Origin of the sequence: Peribacillus kribbensis DSM 17871 (assembly GCF_000430765.1) — a bacterium.
Classification (GTDB): Bacteria; Bacillota; Bacilli; order Bacillales; family DSM-1321; genus Paraperibacillus; species Paraperibacillus kribbensis.
This window is the reverse complement of record NZ_AUMQ01000039.1, coordinates 26,271-44,093: the sequence shown is the minus strand read 5'-3', so window position 1 is coordinate 44,093 and position 17,823 is coordinate 26,271. Positions and strand designations below refer to the sequence as shown.

Here is a 17,823-nt window from a genome sequence, read left to right as displayed (position 1 = left end):
CCTGATTTTCCGCCCTGAATTTTTTGGAGAAAAACAGAGATTAAGATGGAACGTTGTAACTTTTTAACGAACATTTTCGTTCGTTATAACGTTGACTCAAAAGAATAAGTCTAGTAAATTGGACAATGTAACAGAATAATTCCAAATCTGACAGGAGGTGCTAGAGTGGCCAGGACACTATCCAAGGCCATATCATACGTTCTATTAGTTGTTGTCATCGGCTGTATTGGAACTTTGTTGTTTATTGCCCATCAGGCGAACAAAAATCCTAATAAAATTCCGACGTATTTCGGATACAAGCCGCTGACAGTGCTGACGAACAGCATGCAGCCACGAATAAACGCAGGAGATATGGTATTGGTAAAGGAAAAGGAAGGCTCAGACGTAAAAAAAGGGGATATTATTACATTTCGAATCTCGGACAAAAAACTTATTACCCACAGGGTCTATCAGGTAACAAAAGAAGGTTTTGTCACTAAAGGAGACAATAACAATGTGAAGGATGACTGGGTGATCAAGCCGGAGAGCTTGCTCGGACAGGTCAAATTCATCCTTCCAAAAGCAGGATTGATCGCAAAATTTTTAGCAAGTCCTTTTGGATTTTTTCTATTTATCATTCTGCCTCTTCTCCTCCTTATCCTTATTGAGGTTTATCAGAGGACCCTTAGCTTTTTCAACAAAAGCGGGACTAATCCGGTTTCAAGAAATTAAAATATAAAACTATTATTCTGGAGGTATTCATTCATGAAGAATGTAAAAAAAGCACTTATGGCAACAACACTGGCAGGAGCACTGGCAGTAAGCGCTGGGTATGGTACATACTCTTGGTTCACTTCAAGCAGCAGTGCAACCGGAACGATTCAAAACGGTACATTATCTGTCAATAACGGTAAGGCAGTAACAACTCCGCTGTTCAGCCACTCAAACTTCGCACCTTCACAGATTGTTCCTGGAGACTTCATTACTCTGGACAACACTGGAAGCCTGGATCAAGTGCTGAAATTAACATATAAAGCTTCAATTGATAAAGCAGGAGTTTCCGCTGCCCCTTATAAAATTTATTACCTGGCATTTAAATATGCTGCTAAACCAAGCGGGGACGTCCTTAAAGATTACAGAATGGCCTGGGAAAAAGGATTCTACAATGGAGCTACTAATCCTTCCATTGCAAGCTCAAAAGCAGTGCCACTTCCAAAGCTTCCTGCAGGTGTAGAAGCGTTTGTCGGCGAAGTAGATCCTGAAGCAGCAGCTCCAGCTCAGCAGATGATGGCTATGGCTGCTACAGATGATTCTGGAACAAAGGAATATAAAATCGGCAACGATAAGTTCTTTACTCTTAAGGATAACCAGTACATAGATATCGCGTTTGATGTTAAGCTTGCTGCAAAAGCGGGCAATGAATATCAGGGAGTAAAATATACAGCTAATCTGACTGTTCAAGCCAAGCAGACAGACTCCGGTGCGAAATTCGACAAGGAATAAGAAAAAAAGCGGGGCAGTCGATTTCAAGGCTGTCCCTTCTTTTAGAAAGGTGATCATATGAAACGCAGGCTGCTATATTTCCGTCATAAACCTATAAAAAGAGCCAAATTCATGGGGCTTGCAGGGATTTTGACCTTATCCCTTTGTTACACTGGTGCAGCCTCCATTTCATCCAAAGGAACCTTTGCCTTATTCACCTCGGAAACAAGCGCCACAGGTGAATTGCAAAACGCTACCACTTCCGACCTGCTGGATATCCAGCTTGGAGATATTGAATATGGAAAGAATTGCGCCCTCAGCCAGGGAGTAAGCATCCATAACAAATCGGATATTCCCATGGATGTAGAGGTATATTTGGATTCCGGCGATGGCTTCCAATCTGTCTCATCCCAGAGTCTGGAAAGCGGTGGATCACTGTCCGCCAGCCCATCGGCCGCCAACTCTGCATGCAGCCTTGATTCGTTTAAATACAGAATCACTGCCCTCAATTCCTTCGTCGACGAAACCTATACGGTGCCGGTCGATGCAGAAAAAGTGAAGGCGACGATTGAGGCTCCGAAGCCTGAAGATCAAAATCAAGATAAAGATAAAGATAAAGATAAAGATAAAGATAAAGATAAAGATAAAGATAAAGATAAAGATAAAGATTCCGGTGAGAAAGATGGAGAAAAGGAAAAAGGCACCCAGCTGCCTAAGTCTGACATTCCTCCTGCGGATCATAATGATGGGAATACAAAGGACCCAAAACCTGCCGAAGACCCGAAGCCTGACAGCCCTGCGAAGGAACCTGCCAGCGAGACGACATCTCCTAAAGATTCTTCAGATCAAGCTGCAGCCCAAACAGATGAATCAGCTGACTCACAGAAGCAGCCACAAGCCGTACCTGAAGAACCCTCTAAACAGCCATAATGATCGTGGAAAAACCTGATGGTTTGGACATTCAGGTTTTTTTGCTTTTTCTGAAATAATTTCTGCTTGCTGCCTGCCCTGCTCATTGTATAATTTACCTATAAACAGTGAAGAAGGGTGCGTGGTTAGATGAAGCTGTTCATTGAAAAGATGACTCCCCGAATGGCAAGGGAAATCCTCCATTGGAGATATGAAGAGCCATACGATTTTTATAACAATGAGCTGACAGACGAAGCTATGGAAGAGATGCTTGATGGCTCCTATTATGCCCTGCTGAGTGACAAAAAGGAACTGGCCGGATTTTTCTGCATTGGAACGAACGCCCAGGTTCCAATGGGAAACCAGTATGATGTTTATCCGAAAGGCTTCATCGATATGGGATTGGGAATGAAGCCTGGTCTGACAGGCAAAGGAAATGGCTTTCTTTTCTGTTCACTCATCCTCGATCATCTCAAAGAAATGTATAAAAACATCCCCATCCGGCTTACCGTCGCTGAGTTTAATCAGAGAGCCATTCATCTTTATGAAAAACTGGGGTTTGTGAAGGATAATGAGTTCTATACAGATCGAAGTGTTTTTTTGACGATGAGGCTCGGGGATTGATAAAGCATCCGGAAAATGAAATACGGCATGCAGTAAGCAGGTTGCATACTCTGCATTCATATATATAGAAGAAACTAAACAGGCAGTCCTTTCATGTTCTGTCTTCCATAAATAATCAGACAGCCCTTGCAAAGGTATCCAAAATGGAAGGCAGTTATTCTCCTTTAAAAATACTTCGAACTTTCACTTCTATAATCCTCTATTTGCAATATTCTTGATAAAAAGGCAGAAAAGAGGGAAAAGCGTTTGGCACAAAAATGGAACCAGGCCACCATATTTAATTTCATGGAACTCAGTCCTCACTTCCCCGGATATGGGGGATACACACGGCCCTGTTCCATCCATTACATATTCTCCCACTAAAAATACGATCAAAAAGAAAAAGCAGCTCATAAAACTGGCTGCTGATATCCTGCTATATTCCGGAGCAAAAACCATCATCCAGTCCAAATGGCCACCCGGCATGATGATCCATATCATGAGTACCATGAAAATAGGCTTTGTTGTGGACCAAAACTGTGAGGCAATCCAGGTAAACCCCCTTTTCATCGCAGACAACAGCGTACTGCCCAACGGCCTGGGAGGGACCAACCCTACCCTCACCACACAGGGCCTTGCCACAAGAACAGCTGAAAAAATTCAGAAAACCGCTGTATATGTACCTCTTTTTATAATGGGAAAACAGGACACCATTCGCACAAATCCGCACAATTCTGTTAAATAATCTTTTTTCCTTCTGTAAGGCTGTTCCGTTTCGTATATTTATTGGCTACACAGGAAGCCCCGAATGAATCCGGCTTGATGACAGGTACCAGCCCCATTGCACGGATTCTTGTAGCCATTTCTTTTACAAATACATTTGTTTTATTTCTTTGACCCGAGCCAATATCAATATGGCCTTCCAATGTAAAGCTTGCCCCATCGTAGACGTGTGGAAGCACTAGATCCACAAGGGCATTTTTATGGTCGTCTGTAAACAGCGCAGCCAGTTCTTCCGTCAGGGAGGTTTCCCGTGAGATCCGCTCATGGAGGTGCAGCATCTTTCTCGGTACTAGTTCTTTTCGGATGCACAGCCATGCCCCTTTGCCCTGTCTTTGGATGATGATGGCAGAGATAAAAAGGGTATGCCTTTTATGGACCTGGGAGTCCGTCCCTACGATAAGGCGGAAATTTCCCTTTGGATCTCTTTTGATAAAATCGGAAATACGCTGAAAAACATGGTCAAATGTCATATTTTTCTCGGTGATATTTTGAAAAAAATACGGAATTCCTTGTACCTGTTCCATAATCAGTATCTGCAACCTTTCATTCAGAGTTCCTTCAGCCGTCCGGAGCCTAGACATTCATAGTATATTCCAATCTTTCTATCTCAATATATGAAATATATGCCTGAATGGAACCAGGCAGTATCAAAACGGCCAAGTTTCTCCGCAAAAAAAGCCGCAGCACACGGCCGCAGCTTATTGATCCAGTCCATCTGCAATTTTTTTAAAGAGCCGGATGAATTCATCCTTTTCTCCGGCACTCAACGGGTTTAATATCTTAAGCAGAAATTCTGCCCTCTTTTTAGAAAGAATATCGTATACTCTCCTGCCTTCGTCCGTCAATTCCAGGAAAACAAGCCTTCGGTCAGCTGTAGAGCGGCTTCTCGCAATAAGATTCTCTTCTTCTAATTTATTTAAGATCAGAGTAGTAGCCCCTGATGTAAGCTCAAGTTTCTTAACCAGATCTGCAACGATGCATTCCTTGTTCATATAAATGGATTTAAGAATCTGATACTTATTTACATTCATTTTCAAGGGTATATCATCATACTTTTTTTCCATCTGCTTGTTTTTATAACGGAAAAACGTTTCCGAAATACTATCAAGCTCATCCATGATATTGACATGCCCTTCGTTCAAATTATCCACTTGTTTCCTCCTTCAACAACCACTTTCTAGTTATATTTTACCTCATTCATAATAGAATGAAAAGCGCAATACCTTTTCGCAAAAGTTTCTTTACAACAAAGATACTTTTTGTTAAAGTATTTCAGTGATACTAAACATTGTTAATATTTATTTTTGTTAAGACTGTTTTCTAATAAGAGTGGTATTGCCGAACTGTTTTTAGGTGGAAACAGGTTGATTTTTCTGCCGAGGTGCATCTGCCGGCTGCCCAGGCCCAGCAGACAGCGGTCCAGCTCATGGCGAAAAAGGCCAATATGCAGGCCACGGTCAGCGGTATTAATGACGCATTCTATTGGGCAGCCGCAATTTGTATCGCGGGCATTGTCCTAAGCTTCTTCCTCCGGGATGTAAGGAAAGACAAAAAAGCAGCCAATGATTTGCTGGCATTGCCAGATCCAGAGTCCCCTAAAATAGAAGCATAACAAAAAATAAGGCTGCTGCTGATGGACTTACCCCTTCCGCTGCTTCAACCTGTCCGAAAACTAGAAGCACCCGGACATTCTGTGCTCGACCTCCCTAAAGATCCCTTTCCTATCCTAAGTTTAACTTAAATAGTCTGAATTATTTGAACGCAGTCTGTAAAAGCCGTAAACTAGAAAAAAGGAGTGAAGCCATGATGAAGCATATGCCTGATTTTGTTGTTCCTGTCTATATTCTTGAACGTTTAGCCCAGAATGATGTGGATGCTGCACGGGCCAGTCTTTCTAAACTGCGTTTGATCCATAGGCAGAGAAACCTGCTGGATTTCGATTTAATCTCTACAGCCATTGGAGAAGGCGGATCAGAGCGCCATGTTTATGATTGCGGGCACAATACCAGGCTGCGTGTACAGGAAGCCCGCAAGGAAGGAGACCGTTCGGGCTCGGATGAGGCGGTTAACCAGGCTTATGATTTTGCCGGGATCGTCCGGGATTATTTTAAGGAAGTACTGAACCGAAATTCCATTGATAATCGAGGATTGGATCTTCTTTTAAATGTGCATTATGGACGAAATTTTTTGAATGCTTTTTGGAATGGAGAAGAAATGGTATTCGGAGACGGAGATGGAAAGATCTTTATTGGTTTTACCAGTTCCCTCGATGTCATCGGCCACGAATTGACTCACGGAGTGACTCAATATACGAGCGGATTGGAGTATGAAGGCCAGTCCGGAGCAATCAATGAGCATCTCTCAGATGTATTCGGAACAGTTATTAAACAGCACCATTTAAAGCAGACTGCTTCGGAGGCAGATTGGCTGATCGGTGCCGATATTATGGGCCCTTCCTTAAAGGGACAGGCACTCCGCTCCATGAAGGCGCCGGGAACGGCCTTTGATAACAAGCTGATGGGCAAGGATATGCAGCCGGATCATATGAAAAATTATTACAGCGGTTCGGATGATAATTATGGAGTGCACATTAACTCAGGTATCCTGAACAAGGCGTTTTATCTGGTTTCTATGGAGATTGGAACTGATAAGGCCGCTGCCGTCTGGTATCAGGGAATGCAGAAGCTATATGCCACTGCAGATTTCTCCGCTTTTTTCCACACCATCCAGCAGGCTGCCCAGTCATTGGCTGATAAAGGAGAGGTTCCTGAAACCGCACCAAAATCTGTGGAATCTGCGTTCCAGGCCGTCGGGATTTCACAATAATCGGAGGATGGCGAACATGAAGATTCGTTTTTTGACTTCCGGCGGGATTGCCAATCTTCATCTGGCATACGAAACGGAATTAGAACAGCTTCCTGAGGAAAAGGCGGAGAAACTGAAGCAGTTACTAGAAGACGCTGATGTAAACAGCCTCGCTGCCTCCTTGACTTCTAAAGCATTCGGTGGCAATGATGCGTTTACCTATCAGCTTGAGCTAATCGGAGAGGCTGAGACGTCCTGCCTTGTTTATACCGATGTTACGGCTCCTGAACAGCTCCGTCCTTTACTGGATTACTTAAGAGACCTCGCTATTGAGGAAAAATTAAGTGACTAGCAAAAAAATGGCGGAGGGCCTGTTTTTCATTCTCTTTAATAGGAAATGAAACATTTTTTTGATATTAAGACAATTGTCCGGAATAAAAACAAGAGATTGTTTTCTATTATGCATTAGCCAGAATAAAAATGATAAAAGCGCAGATAATGACGTTACAACTAGCTTGGAGGTAATGTGAATGAGTTCTAAAAACACTCCGCAGTCCAGCCGGGATATCGAATACAGCATTTGGGACACCAGCGTCGATCACAGGGAGTATCAAAAGGCAGACCAATTGAAGAAAAATGCTGATAGAACAAAAAATGGATTTAAAAGCTAAGGAGAGAATTCACCCCATTATGAATGCGAAGGCTGTTATAGGCTTTCGCATTTTTCTATTAGGTTATCTTATAAATATTGCAGGATCAGGAATAAAAAACCAAATATAAATTGACTCCACTCAATCCCCTCCTTATAATTTTCTTAGCAGTTAAGACAAGATGCTCTGAGTATCTATGCTATAGGACAGCAGAATGATTATCTTCCTTTGTAAGCTCATACATTAAAGAAGAATTAGTAGATATAGCCGACATCTCTTAACCGCTTGTTTTGATGAAAGCACTTATGAAGGAGGATATTATGAGCAAAAAAGAAAGCAGAACAGGCTTAGTCGTTGCCGGGTTATTGCTGGGGATCCTGATGGCGGCCATGGACAATACCATTGTTTCTGCCTCCATGCCTACGATCGTCGGGGAGCTTGGCGGCCTGGAGCAGTTTATCTGGGTCACTTCGGCTTACCTGGTCGCTACGATGGCCAGCATGCCCATTTTTGGGAAGCTGTCGGATATGTATGGCCGAAAGAGGTTTTATTTATTGGGCCTTGCCGTATTTTTGATAGGATCTGCCCTTTGCGGGACCGCGCAGACGATCGTTCAGCTGAGCATTTACAGAGCCATACAGGGGATTGGCGGAGGTTCTCTTATGCCAATTGCATTCACCATTATTTTTGATATCTTCCCTCCAGAGAAACGGGGGAAAATGACGGGGCTGTTCGGCGCAGTTTTCGGCCTTTCCTCTGTCATCGGTCCGCTTCTGGGAGCCTTTATTACTGATCAGATTAGTTGGCGCTGGATTTTTTATATTAATCTGCCGCTGGGAATTCTCTCCCTGTTTTTAATCGGTCCGTTTTATAAGGAAACCCTGCAGCTCCGCAGGCTTAAGATTGACTGGTATGGGGCTGTTACATTGGTAGGATCCGTAGTGAGCCTCATGTTTGCACTCGAGCTTGGAGGAAATAAATATGCCTGGGATTCTGCGCAGATTATTTCGTTCTTTATTATTTTTGCGGTTCTATTCGCTGCTTTTCTTGTAATCGAGAGGAAAGTACAGGAACCGATCATTTCCATGAGTTTGTTTAAAAGGCAGCTTTTTGCCGCTACCCAGGCTGTGGCCTTCTTTTACGGAGCAGCCTTCATTATTGCGACGGTACTCATTCCATTGTTTGTTCAATCGGTTTATGGCGGGACTGCAACCAACTCAGGAGTAATTTTGATCCCGATGATGGTAGGCTCCGTAGCGGGAAGCCAGCTTTCAGGATTATCTGTCCGGAGGTTCAGCTATAGGGCCATCATGCTGGTTTCGGTCATTCTGTTTTTCATAGGAATGTGTTTGCTGGGAACCATTGATGCAGATACGGGACGCTCTACCCTGACAATATTCATGATTATTGCCGGCGTTGGAATGGGCTGCTCCTTCTCCCTTTTAAGCATGTCCACCCAGCATAAAATGGAGCCGCAGAAACGCGGAATTGCCACATCCACCAATACTTTTTTCAGGACACTGGGCATGACGATCGGTGTTACCATCTTCGGCAGTATCCAAAACAAGCTTTTCCAGAATGATTTAAAGGAAGCTTTAGGCTCTTTAAAAGGATTCGCGGGAAATATTGATTCAAGGGCACTGCTTTCTGCGGATATGAGAGCAAAGATCCCAGCCGGAATCCTGCACAAAATATCCGGCGCCATGGCAGACTCTGTATCGGCGACCTTTACGTGGACGTTAATTCCTATTTCTTTAGGCTTCATCGCCATCATCCTGATGGGAAAAGAGAGGCTCATGCCTTCTAAGCTTGGGGCTTCAGATAAACAGGTTTCATAATCAAAAAAGGATCAGAAGCGATTTCTGATCCTTTTTTTGGATTATAATACTTCCGTCTGGTCGTGCCTAAGCTTTTTTTCCTGTTTACGGAGCGTATTGTTAATCGCTTCCGCTTCTTTCAGGAACTCAGTCTTGTACCCGCTTTTCAGGGCCCAGATATAGTAGAGAATGGAAACAACTGTAATCAGTACCATATCCCAGCCGAAATGGATATAATTTAAGCCGCCGAATTTTTCGCTGCCAAGATAGGAAATCAGCATCATGGTTACAAGATAGGCAGCCATCCATACTCCCGATTTGAAGCTTTGCATAAATCCTTTGAATTTGCTTTTTAGCTGGTAATAGAAATAGATCGGAAGGCCGATGATGATGATGAATAAAACCTGTCCGGTCAGCGGCCATCTTGCCCAATATAAGACAAGGGAGGCAAAGATAAATCCAAGCGGCGCAATTACTTGAAGTCCCTTCACCTTTGCCGGCCTGTAGAAGTGGCTGCCCGTTTTCCTCAGGGTCATGACCGTAACCGGACCGGTGATATAGGAAACCAGAGTCGCAACGGAAATGATCTCGGCCAGTGTTCCCCATCCTTTAAACACAAATAAAAATATGAAACATACGGCAAGGTTGAAAAACATGGCCGGCCGCGGGACCTTAAAAATCGGGTGAAGCCTGCCGAATGCCTTTGGCATGTATCCATTCTTCTCCATCCCAAAAATCATCCTTGCGGTTGTTGCCGTATAGGTCGTCCCTGTCCCCGATGGAGATACAAATGCGTCTAGATATAAGACAATCATCAGCCAGTTAATATTGAGCGCCAGTGCAAGATCAGCAAATGGAGAATCAAAATTCAAGCTGTGCCAGCCCTTGGCGATGGCACTTGGACTGACTGCCCCAATGAAGGCAATCTGCAGCAGGACATATATGACCGTCGCAGCCAGCACCGAACCAATGACGGCAATAGGGATGGATTTTCCCGGATTTTTCGCCTCTCCCGCCATATTGATCGGGCTCTGGAACCCATTAAAGGCAAATACAATTCCAGAGGTTGCCACCGCAGTCAAAACGCTTGACCACCCATAGGGCGCCATGCCATGCGAACCAGTGGAGAAATTGCCGCTGTGGAAGCCCACTGTAATCAATGCCACAATTGTTGCACCAGGAATAATAATTTTAAAAATCGTAATCAGTGAATTGGCTTTCGAGAATAAGCTGACAGCCCAAAAGTTTAAGAGGAAATAGATGATAACCAAGATGGCGGCTGCCGCTAAACCTGGAGGAGTCAAGATTCCCTGATGAACCATGCCATGCGCCCACCCTGCCCATGCCCAGGGCCAGGAGCTCATATACTGTACGGATGCGATCGCCTCAACCGGGATAACGGAAACAATGGCAATCCAGTTTGCCCAGGCAGCAAGGAAACCGACAAAAGAGCCGTGTGAATACTGTGTATACTTCACCATCCCCCCTGCTTCCGGGAGCATGGCTCCAAGCTCTGTGTATGTCAGGGCAATCGTCAGGATGACAACCATCCCAATTACCCACGCAAAGATGGCAGCCGGTCCGGCAATCTTCGCCGCCTTCCAAGCCCCAAAAAGCCAGCCTGAACCAATAATCGATCCAAGACCGGTCATCGTTAAAGAGAAATACCCCATGTTCCTATGCATGTTTCCCAATGCAGCCTGCTCCCTTCAAATCCAGAAATCTTACCAAATATTATTTTAGAATAAAAACTACATCTAATATTCTTACATACCTTTTACCATTTTTCAAAAAATTTAAAACTTATTTAAAGCAGCAGCATTTGGTTTCCTTATAAAAAAATGCTTTACTCTCATTTTTTTAGTAGAATTAAGTATAAGAAAGGCAAAAAGGAGATGTACCTATGAACCTTACATATGAGGTTATACCAGCCGAAAGAGCTGAAGCATGCAGGGAGCTGTGCAATGAGCTTATGGCTTTTCAAAAATCTGTGGCTGCGATAAGACCCGAACTGTTTGACAGCATGAACTTTGAAACAAGAATGCTTCCATCCATTGATTCTGCCTCTCATAATTACATCGTTTTAGTAAAGGACCGTGATCAGCCTGTCGGATATGTCTACTCCAATATTTCACCAAAGGAAACCTATTCCAATGATTTTGCTGCTTTTTTTGATCTCTCATCAGTGAAAATGGAACAGGTCGGCTGCTTATCTCAGTTCTATATTAAGGAAGGATATAGAAAGTATGGAGTCGGTTCAAAGCTCTTTGATCTGTCCATGACATGGCTGCAGACCTTCAAAGAAGCAGAAGATTACTTCATCTTCGTTTCCAATGGAAACACGAACGCATTGGAATTTTATCAGCGGAAAGGATTTACAGTCAGTCATGAAATCCTGGATGGCTTCATTACCGTGCTCCGGAGCCGGAAAATAAAATAAGGGGCAGCCTTAAGCGCTGCTTCCCTATTTTCAACCCGCACTATCCTTTCAGGAAGGGCTCCAGTCTTTTTTGGATGGAAGTCATTTTTTCCGCATTTTTAGCATACATATTCTTTGCTGCTTTATTAGAAGTCTGCAAGGAGAATGATTCCAGATCCGCCTGGGTTTTTTTAATTTCTGCCAGGAGAAGGGGTCTCGCATTTGGAGAGGATGTTTTCGTTTTATCATTATAAAGATCGATGGTCATCTCTCCATAGCTGTCGATCTGGGCATAAAAGACATTGTTGAGGGACACCCCTTGTTTGGATAATTCTTTATTTACCCATTCAAGCGTTTTCCCTGTTTTGCCGAGTGCCTCATAAATGACCTGCCCGTCCATGATGACCGCCTGGGGTTCTTTCTCATTGGGTGTCTTAATCTTGAGGTCCTTAGGAGTAAGCGGCTGTTTTTCTTTTTTAAGGAGAACGCTTAATTTACCCTTCGGCTCCAATACGGCAAATTCAACATCGGCGATATTGAACACATCCTTTTCACGCAGCAGGGCGGCAAGGTCTTCTACGGAATATCTTTCTTTTTTTAAATGATCTTCTAAAATTTTTCCATTTTCTATAAAAACGGTGCATTTGCCTTCGATGATTTCCCTAAATCTTCGGCTCTTCAAGGAAAGGAAGTCTGCAAGGTATGTAACTGCAGTAAAGATGAAAATGCCGACGATTCCATGCATGATATACTGATCTTCGCCCAGGATCACTTCCCCAGCAATATCCCCAAGCACAATCCCAGATACATATTCGAAAAAGGATAATTGCGATATATGCTTTTTCCCTAATAATTTTGCTGCCGCAAACAAGACAATTAAGAATATTACGGATCGAAGAGCGATATCCCAAACCGTCAAATCCTCACCTCATTTATGATGACTGATATTGTTCTTCTTCCCGCTGAATTTCGTATACCCTCATTTGGATTTCATTCTTGATTTCCGCCATTTCGATCATGGCTTCATGAAAGACCTGCTGGGCCTCTGAATCTTTTGAGTTTAACGCAAAGGCTGAAAGCTGGGCTTCAATTCCTTTTAGGGATGCCAGTGTCTGTTTTACATTAGATGCCACCGTCATAATTTCATCTTCCTTCTTTACCTTATGGAGAGGCTGGCTTGATGCCAGCCTCCTTTTGATTTACCCTTGTGTGTATTGCGGCTCTTCCTGCTCGATTGCTTCTACACGGCTTGAGATTGTTTCAATTATGGACTGAGTCTGCTGGGCTGCATCCTCATATAATTTTTTCGCCTCTTGATTGTCAGTGGAAAGCGCAAAAGTTTCAAAACTTGCCTGAGCACTTTTTAAACCAGCGACTGTTGTTTTTACGTTTTGGATAACGGTCATTAAAAATCACCCCTGTATTGAAATGTGGAACAAAGTTATTGTGCTTCAGATGCAGGGGTTTTATGCCTTTAAAAATTTCCATTAAAGAACATTAAAAAAGCTCTCAAAAACTTCATGAGAGCTAAGTATCAATACAATTCAGTCTAATCATGGCAAGAATTTAATTTTTCCCTCTTCTCTCTAAGAGCCCTCTTTTACAGACGCTTTAATTTTTTTGGCCTGCTGTGGATGCTTTCTCCCTTGAAAGCTTCAGCCGCCTCCATTACTGCCTCATTAAGGGAGGGATGAGGATACAGAGGGAATCGGAGATCCTCAAAGCGCGCGGCCATTTCAAGTGCCTGGATGCCCCCGGAGAGCAATTCAGCGGCTCCGCGGCCGATGAGATGAACGCCAAGAAGCACATCTGTTTTCTTGTCAAAGACTAGCTTGGCCAGTCCTTCTTTTGACCCAAGAATTTCTGCATACCCGTTTCCAGCGAGGGAAAACTCGCCGGCTGCGGCGTCGTAGCCTTCCGCTATTGCTTCCGGCTCTGTCAGGCCAGCACAGGCGATCGGCGGGTATGTGCGGGCGATTCGAGGCATAAACCTTAAATCAGTTTCACTCTTTAAGCCGGCAATCGTTTCGGCTGCAATCTTTCCCTGTTTCATGGCTTTTACAGCCAGCGAAGGGCCCGAAACGGCATCCCCCACCGCATAAATATTCCGGATAGAGGTCCTTCCAGCCGGATCTGTCTGGATACATCCTTCCTCCGTCAATGCAAGGCCCAGGCGCTCCAAACCCAGATTCTTTACATTCGGCCTAGTTCCAAGGGAATAAAACAAGTGAGTTCCTTCTGCGTTTTTGCTCTCATTTTCTCCCTTAAGCTGGATGGTTATCGTTTCACTTCCTGCATCCATCCCCAGCATGGAGTATCCTTTCAGAATGGAAATGCCGGTTTTCTTGAAGACACGGGTCAATTCCCGGTTGATGGCTGGATCGAAGGAAAAATCCCTCTTCCCTTCAGGTAAAACCATGCTGACTTTGGAACCGAACGCCTTATAGGCCATGGCCATTTCAAGGGCAATATAATCACCGCCCAAAATTATGAGATGTCCAGGCACTGTCTTCAAATTAGTGATGGTCCAGGGGCTCAGGACTCGGGAATCATTGATAGGGCAGCCTGATGGTTCAACAGGGACACCGCCGGAGGCGATGACGGCAGACTTAAAACGGAAGACTTCATAAGAATCCTTTTGTTCAACGCCAATCCTGTCCTCCGATAAGAAATACCCCTTTCCTTTGATGATTTCTACTTTATTTTCCCTGCACAGGGCATCCACTCCGCTTCGGAGCCTTTGGACCGCTTCCTGCTTGTAATGGATCAGACTATGGAAATCAAATTCAATTTTTTCGGCTTTAATACCAAACTGTTCTTTCGTCTTTATGGAGGTAAGGAGTTCCCCTGTATGGGAGAATACCTTGGAGGGGATGCAGCCTTTATTCAGGCAGATCCCGCCAAGCTCCTTTTTTTCAATCAGCACAGCCCTTATGCCCAGCTGGGAAGCCCTGATGGCAGCATGATAGCCGCCGGGGCCGCCGCCAATGATAACAAGCTCCTTTTCGTGAGCAATCTCTCCGACTACCATTACATCAACTCCAGGAGAAGCATTTTAGGATTTTCAATCAGCTCGGCAAATCGGTTTGTGAAGCGGACGGCAGCTGCACCGTCTGCCACCCTGTGGTCGAAGGACATCGACATATTCATAATAGAGCGGATCACAATTTCATCGTTATCTGTAACAACCGGCCTCTTCTTTGTTTTATGGAACGAAACGAGCGAAGCCTGGGGATGCTGGATGATCGGTGTCGCCCCGATACTGCCGCCGAGCGGCCCTACATTGCTTACTGTAAAGGTACCCCCTGAGATGTCCTTTATGGTCAATTTTTCAGATAGGGCACGCTCTGTGAGATTTTTCATTTCCTTTTGTATGGTTTTTATGTTTTTCTGCTCCACATTCCGGATAACCGGCACAATGAGGCCCTCCGGCGCATCCACCGCGATTCCAATGTGATGCTCCTTCAGCAGCCGGATTTCCTCCTGTTTCTCATCAAGCATTGCATTGAAGACTGGATATTCCTTAAGGCATACAGAGAGTGCTTTGACGAAAAAGCTAGCGGCAGAAATGGACTGGCCGGATGCTTTCAGTTCATTACGGAAGTCTGACAGGCCGCTTACATCGATTTCCTCAAAATGGGTACAATGCGGAATGACCGTTAGAGAATGGACCATATTCTTTGCAATCTGTTTTCTGCGGCCGCGGAATGGAATCAGCCCCAACTCCTGCAAAGCACTTGCAGGTAAAGGTTTTTGGCCTGTATCCTGCGGAATAGTTCCTATTGAGAGGGACTTAATGTCTGCGGAATCACTGTAAGAAATAAAGGCCAGGACATCCTCGTCCGTGATGCGGCCGGAAGGCCCTGTTCCCCTGATTTCTTCAATGTTCACCGAGTGGTCTCTTGCTATTTTTCTTGTATAGGGAGAAGCCAGTATTCTAGGATGATAAGGGACTCCTTTCTCAGGCGGCTCCCTCTTTTCCGATGGAATTTGTTCCTCCAGGATGAACAAGGTGGTGCCCACTTTGACGGTCTCCCCTGTGCTTATCAGGATGCTTTTTATTATTCCCGGCCTTGGGGCCGGGATTTCTGCAGTCATTTTATCGGTCTGTATCTCCACTAACGGCTCATCCGCCTTGACTTCATCCCCGGCCTTGACAAACAGGCAGCTGATGCCGGCTTCTGTCATCCCTTCCCCGATATCATTCAGTTTTACCTCAAACATGCTGCACCTCCTAAAACTTCATCACTTTTTCAATGGCCGCTGCTACCCGTTTCGTTGAAGGCAGATAATGGTCTTCGAGCCCGAAAAAGGGAACGGGTGCATCAAAGCCTGTCACCCTTTCAGCCGGCGCTTTCTGATAAAGGAATGCCTCGTCATTGATCAGGGAGATCAAATCTGCCCCTGTCCCCCCGGTTGCATGTGCTTCATGGACTATGACGGTCCGGCCCGTTTTTTGAACGGATTCCATGACAAGGTCCTTATCAAGGGGATACAGGGTCCTTAAATCCAGGACTTCGCACGATATCCCTTTTTCCTTCATTTCCTCTGCAGCCTTCATCACAATCGGAATCATGGCCCCCCAGCCGATAAGGGTAACATCCTTGCCTTCTGCCAGCTTTTTCCCCCTTCCGATCTCCACCTCATACTTCCCTTCCGGAACTTCTTCCCTTTGTGAACGGTAGCTTCTCATCGGTTCAAGGAACAAAACCGGATCGGGATCCTGGATGGCTGCTATCATCAGCCCTTTGGCGTCATACGGATTGGAAGGGCAGACCACCTTCATGCCCGGCATATGGGTAAAAAGTGACTCCGTACTGTCGCAATGGATTTCAGGTGCCCGGACGCCCGCTCCATAAGGGGCCCGGATCACCATGGGGACGGTAAAATGCCCCCTTGTTCTCATTCTGAGCCTTGAAGCATGGGTCATGATTTGTTCATAAGCCGGATAGATAAATCCTAAGAATTGAATCTCAACGACAGGGCGGAAGCCGTTCACCGCCATTCCGATCGCGGCTCCGACAAATCCCGCTTCACTCAAGGGAGTATCTATCACCCTGTCCTGGCCGTACTTTTCTAGAAGGCTGTCTGTTGCTCTGAATACGCCGCCGTTTTTACCGATGTCCTCGCCAAGCAGAAGGACCCCTGAATCGTCTTCAAGCATAATATCCAGTGCATCATTTATGGCAGCGACAAGGGTCAAGACTTTTGATTTTTGTACGGTCTTCATCATTCCCCACCTCTGATCAGCTCAAAATAATCCTGCTTCTGCTTCTCAATGGTCCATGTCGGCCTTTCAAACACATAGTCAAAGATCGCGGCGGGATCCGGGGCCGGAAATTCCTCCATTTCAAGGATGGCCCGATCTATCTCTTGTGCGGCCTTTTCCTCGATTTCCCTGACCCAGCCTTCCTCATACATTCCTTCATTCTTCAGCCACCTTTCAAGGCGGAGCATGGGATCTGTTTCCCGTCTTTTCATTGTGCTTTCCTCCTGGTCGCGGTATTTAGACGGATCATCCGCCGTCGTATGGGCACCGTATCTCCATGTCACCGCCTCGATTAGCGTAGGTCCCTCTCCTTTTCTTGCACGCTCTAGAGCTTTTTTTGTTTCTATGTAAACCGCAAATACATCGTTGCCGTCCACCCGTTTTCCTTCCATCCCATAAGCAATCGACTTTTGGGCAATGGTGGCTGAATTCATCTGTCTATGAATCGGGACAGAAATGGCATACTGATTATTTTGGCAGAAATAGACAACCGGAGATTTAAAGACAGAAGCAAAATTCAAGCCCTCATGGAAATCTCCCTCTGAGGTTGCTCCATCGCCAAAATAACATATGACGGCATTCTCCGTTCCTTTTTTCTTTTCGGCAAACCCCGCACCTGCAGCATGAGGCAGCTGCGTGGCAATTGGAACAGCAGGCGGAAAAATCCTTTTTCCCTCCGGCGGTACACAGCCTTCATTCCTTCCATTCCAGAAAAGCAGGATATTCAGCAAGGAATGTCCGAACGTCATGGCAGCCCCATGGTCCCTATAAGTGGGAAACATCCAGTCATCAGGATTTAACGCCTTGGCGCTTCCCACCTGGGAAGCCTCCTGGCCTTCAAACGGAGCGTACGTCCCAATCCTTCCCTGGCGCTGAAGGCTCACCGCCTTCCGGTCAAAAATGCGGATCCTGGCCATTCCAGAGTAAAACTCCTTAACTAGTGTTTCGTCCACGTATTCCCTGCAGCTTTCATCAGCAAGATTTCCGTTCGCGTCCAGCACTTGAAAAATCGGAAAAGTAGTTTCCATCGGCTCCTCCTGGTTTCCTCTATTTTCATAGAATTATATTCTTACCGCCCATTCGGCCGCTTCATATGAGTAAAGAAAC

The 17,823-nt window shown here is 45.1% G+C and carries 21 protein-coding genes; 11 read left to right on the top strand and 10 right to left on the bottom strand.

The window, feature by feature from the left end; all coding sequences use genetic code 11:
* The first annotated feature begins 165 nt into the window (after nucleotides 1–165).
* From H539_RS28175 to H539_RS0108620, 5 genes are all read left to right on the top strand, one after another.
* Nucleotides 166–711, top strand: coding sequence for a signal peptidase I (locus H539_RS28175; protein ID WP_051348515.1), 546 nt, complete (start codon nucleotides 166–168; stop codon nucleotides 709–711).
* A 33-nt stretch (nucleotides 712–744) separates the two neighbouring features.
* The gene (locus H539_RS0108635) at nucleotides 745–1,482 is read left to right on the top strand and encodes a TasA family protein (protein ID WP_026693181.1); all 738 of its coding nucleotides are present in this window, start codon (nucleotides 745–747) and stop codon (nucleotides 1,480–1,482) included.
* Nucleotides 1,483–1,539: 57 nt separating this feature from the next.
* Complete coding sequence (locus H539_RS0108630) at nucleotides 1,540–2,391, top strand: hypothetical protein (RefSeq protein ID WP_026693180.1); 852 nt, start codon at nucleotides 1,540–1,542, stop codon at nucleotides 2,389–2,391.
* A 129-nt stretch (nucleotides 2,392–2,520) separates the two neighbouring features.
* The gene (locus tag H539_RS0108625; protein ID WP_026693179.1) at nucleotides 2,521–2,994 is read left to right on the top strand and encodes a GNAT family N-acetyltransferase; all 474 of its coding nucleotides are present in this window, start codon (nucleotides 2,521–2,523) and stop codon (nucleotides 2,992–2,994) included.
* Between the two features lie 313 nt (nucleotides 2,995–3,307).
* Nucleotides 3,308–3,718: a GMC oxidoreductase gene (locus H539_RS0108620; RefSeq protein ID WP_026693178.1), complete on the top strand. Its 411-nt coding sequence runs from the start codon at nucleotides 3,308–3,310 to the stop codon at nucleotides 3,716–3,718.
* Here H539_RS0108620 and H539_RS28170 read toward each other — a convergent pair.
* Together H539_RS28170 and H539_RS0108605 are read right to left on the bottom strand one after the other, a co-directional pair.
* Nucleotides 3,711–4,280: a ribonuclease H-like YkuK family protein gene (locus tag H539_RS28170; RefSeq protein ID WP_051348517.1), complete on the bottom strand. Its 570-nt coding sequence runs from the start codon at nucleotides 4,278–4,280 to the stop codon at nucleotides 3,711–3,713. The two genes, H539_RS0108620 and H539_RS28170, sit on opposite strands and share 8 nt — an antisense overlap.
* A gap of 174 nt (nucleotides 4,281–4,454) precedes the next feature.
* The gene (locus H539_RS0108605) at nucleotides 4,455–4,907 is read right to left on the bottom strand and encodes a MarR family winged helix-turn-helix transcriptional regulator (protein WP_051348514.1); all 453 of its coding nucleotides are present in this window, start codon (nucleotides 4,905–4,907) and stop codon (nucleotides 4,455–4,457) included.
* Nucleotides 4,908–5,137: 230 nt separating this feature from the next.
* On the opposite strand from H539_RS0108605, the gene H539_RS0108600 reads away from it, so the two are divergent.
* The 5 genes from H539_RS0108600 to H539_RS0108580 all read left to right on the top strand — a co-directional run bounded on the left by H539_RS0108600 (nucleotide 5,138) and on the right by H539_RS0108580 (nucleotide 9,049).
* Nucleotides 5,138–5,368: a hypothetical protein gene (locus H539_RS0108600; protein WP_026693176.1), complete on the top strand. Its 231-nt coding sequence runs from the start codon at nucleotides 5,138–5,140 to the stop codon at nucleotides 5,366–5,368.
* Between the two features lie 191 nt (nucleotides 5,369–5,559).
* A complete protein-coding gene (locus H539_RS0108595; RefSeq protein ID WP_051348513.1) occupies nucleotides 5,560–6,582 on the top strand; it encodes a M4 family metallopeptidase in 1,023 nt (340 codons plus the stop codon).
* A gap of 16 nt (nucleotides 6,583–6,598) precedes the next feature.
* Nucleotides 6,599–6,913, top strand: a complete 315-nt coding sequence (locus H539_RS0108590; RefSeq protein ID WP_026693174.1) for a protealysin inhibitor emfourin — start codon at nucleotides 6,599–6,601, stop codon at nucleotides 6,911–6,913.
* Nucleotides 6,914–7,091: 178 nt separating this feature from the next.
* Complete coding sequence (locus H539_RS31420) at nucleotides 7,092–7,232, top strand: hypothetical protein (protein ID WP_155889982.1); 141 nt, start codon at nucleotides 7,092–7,094, stop codon at nucleotides 7,230–7,232.
* Nucleotides 7,233–7,516: 284 nt separating this feature from the next.
* A complete protein-coding gene (locus H539_RS0108580) occupies nucleotides 7,517–9,049 on the top strand; it encodes an MDR family MFS transporter (RefSeq protein WP_026693173.1) in 1,533 nt (510 codons plus the stop codon).
* Nucleotides 9,050–9,090: 41 nt separating this feature from the next.
* Here H539_RS0108580 and H539_RS0108575 read toward each other — a convergent pair whose 3' ends face one another.
* Complete coding sequence (locus H539_RS0108575) at nucleotides 9,091–10,713, bottom strand: glutamate/serine transporter AimA (RefSeq protein WP_035322219.1); 1,623 nt, start codon at nucleotides 10,711–10,713, stop codon at nucleotides 9,091–9,093.
* A 218-nt stretch (nucleotides 10,714–10,931) separates the two neighbouring features.
* Here H539_RS0108575 and H539_RS0108570 point away from each other — a divergent pair, with 218 nt between their 5' ends.
* On the top strand, nucleotides 10,932–11,468 hold the full coding sequence (locus H539_RS0108570) for a GNAT family N-acetyltransferase (RefSeq protein ID WP_026693171.1): 537 nt from the start codon (nucleotides 10,932–10,934) through the stop codon (nucleotides 11,466–11,468).
* Nucleotides 11,469–11,508: 40 nt separating this feature from the next.
* Here the strand turns inward: H539_RS0108570 and H539_RS0108565 are convergent, their stop codons facing one another.
* The 7 genes from H539_RS0108565 to pdhA form a co-directional block, all read right to left on the bottom strand.
* Entirely contained in the window at nucleotides 11,509–12,366 is an 858-nt protein-coding gene (locus H539_RS0108565; RefSeq protein ID WP_026693170.1) for a DUF421 domain-containing protein, read from the bottom strand.
* A 13-nt stretch (nucleotides 12,367–12,379) separates the two neighbouring features.
* Nucleotides 12,380–12,586, bottom strand: coding sequence for a DUF1657 domain-containing protein (locus H539_RS0108560; protein WP_026693169.1), 207 nt, complete (start codon nucleotides 12,584–12,586; stop codon nucleotides 12,380–12,382).
* A gap of 60 nt (nucleotides 12,587–12,646) precedes the next feature.
* Nucleotides 12,647–12,853 (bottom strand): DUF1657 domain-containing protein, encoded by a 207-nt coding sequence (locus tag H539_RS0108555; protein WP_026693168.1) that lies wholly within the window; start codon nucleotides 12,851–12,853, stop codon nucleotides 12,647–12,649.
* A 194-nt stretch (nucleotides 12,854–13,047) separates the two neighbouring features.
* Nucleotides 13,048–14,478, bottom strand: a complete 1,431-nt coding sequence (gene lpdA, locus H539_RS0108550; protein ID WP_026693167.1) for a dihydrolipoyl dehydrogenase — start codon at nucleotides 14,476–14,478, stop codon at nucleotides 13,048–13,050.
* The gene (locus H539_RS0108545; RefSeq protein ID WP_026693166.1) at nucleotides 14,478–15,671 is read right to left on the bottom strand and encodes a dihydrolipoamide acetyltransferase family protein; all 1,194 of its coding nucleotides are present in this window, start codon (nucleotides 15,669–15,671) and stop codon (nucleotides 14,478–14,480) included. Before H539_RS0108545 ends, lpdA begins: the two co-directional genes overlap by 1 nt.
* Nucleotides 15,672–15,681: 10 nt before the next feature.
* On the bottom strand, nucleotides 15,682–16,677 hold the full coding sequence (locus H539_RS0108540; RefSeq protein ID WP_026693165.1) for an alpha-ketoacid dehydrogenase subunit beta: 996 nt from the start codon (nucleotides 16,675–16,677) through the stop codon (nucleotides 15,682–15,684).
* Entirely contained in the window at nucleotides 16,677–17,744 is a 1,068-nt protein-coding gene (gene pdhA, locus H539_RS0108535; protein ID WP_026693164.1) for a pyruvate dehydrogenase (acetyl-transferring) E1 component subunit alpha, read from the bottom strand. The genes H539_RS0108540 and pdhA overlap by 1 nt, the downstream gene beginning before the upstream one ends.
* Nucleotides 17,745–17,823 lie beyond the last annotated feature (79 nt).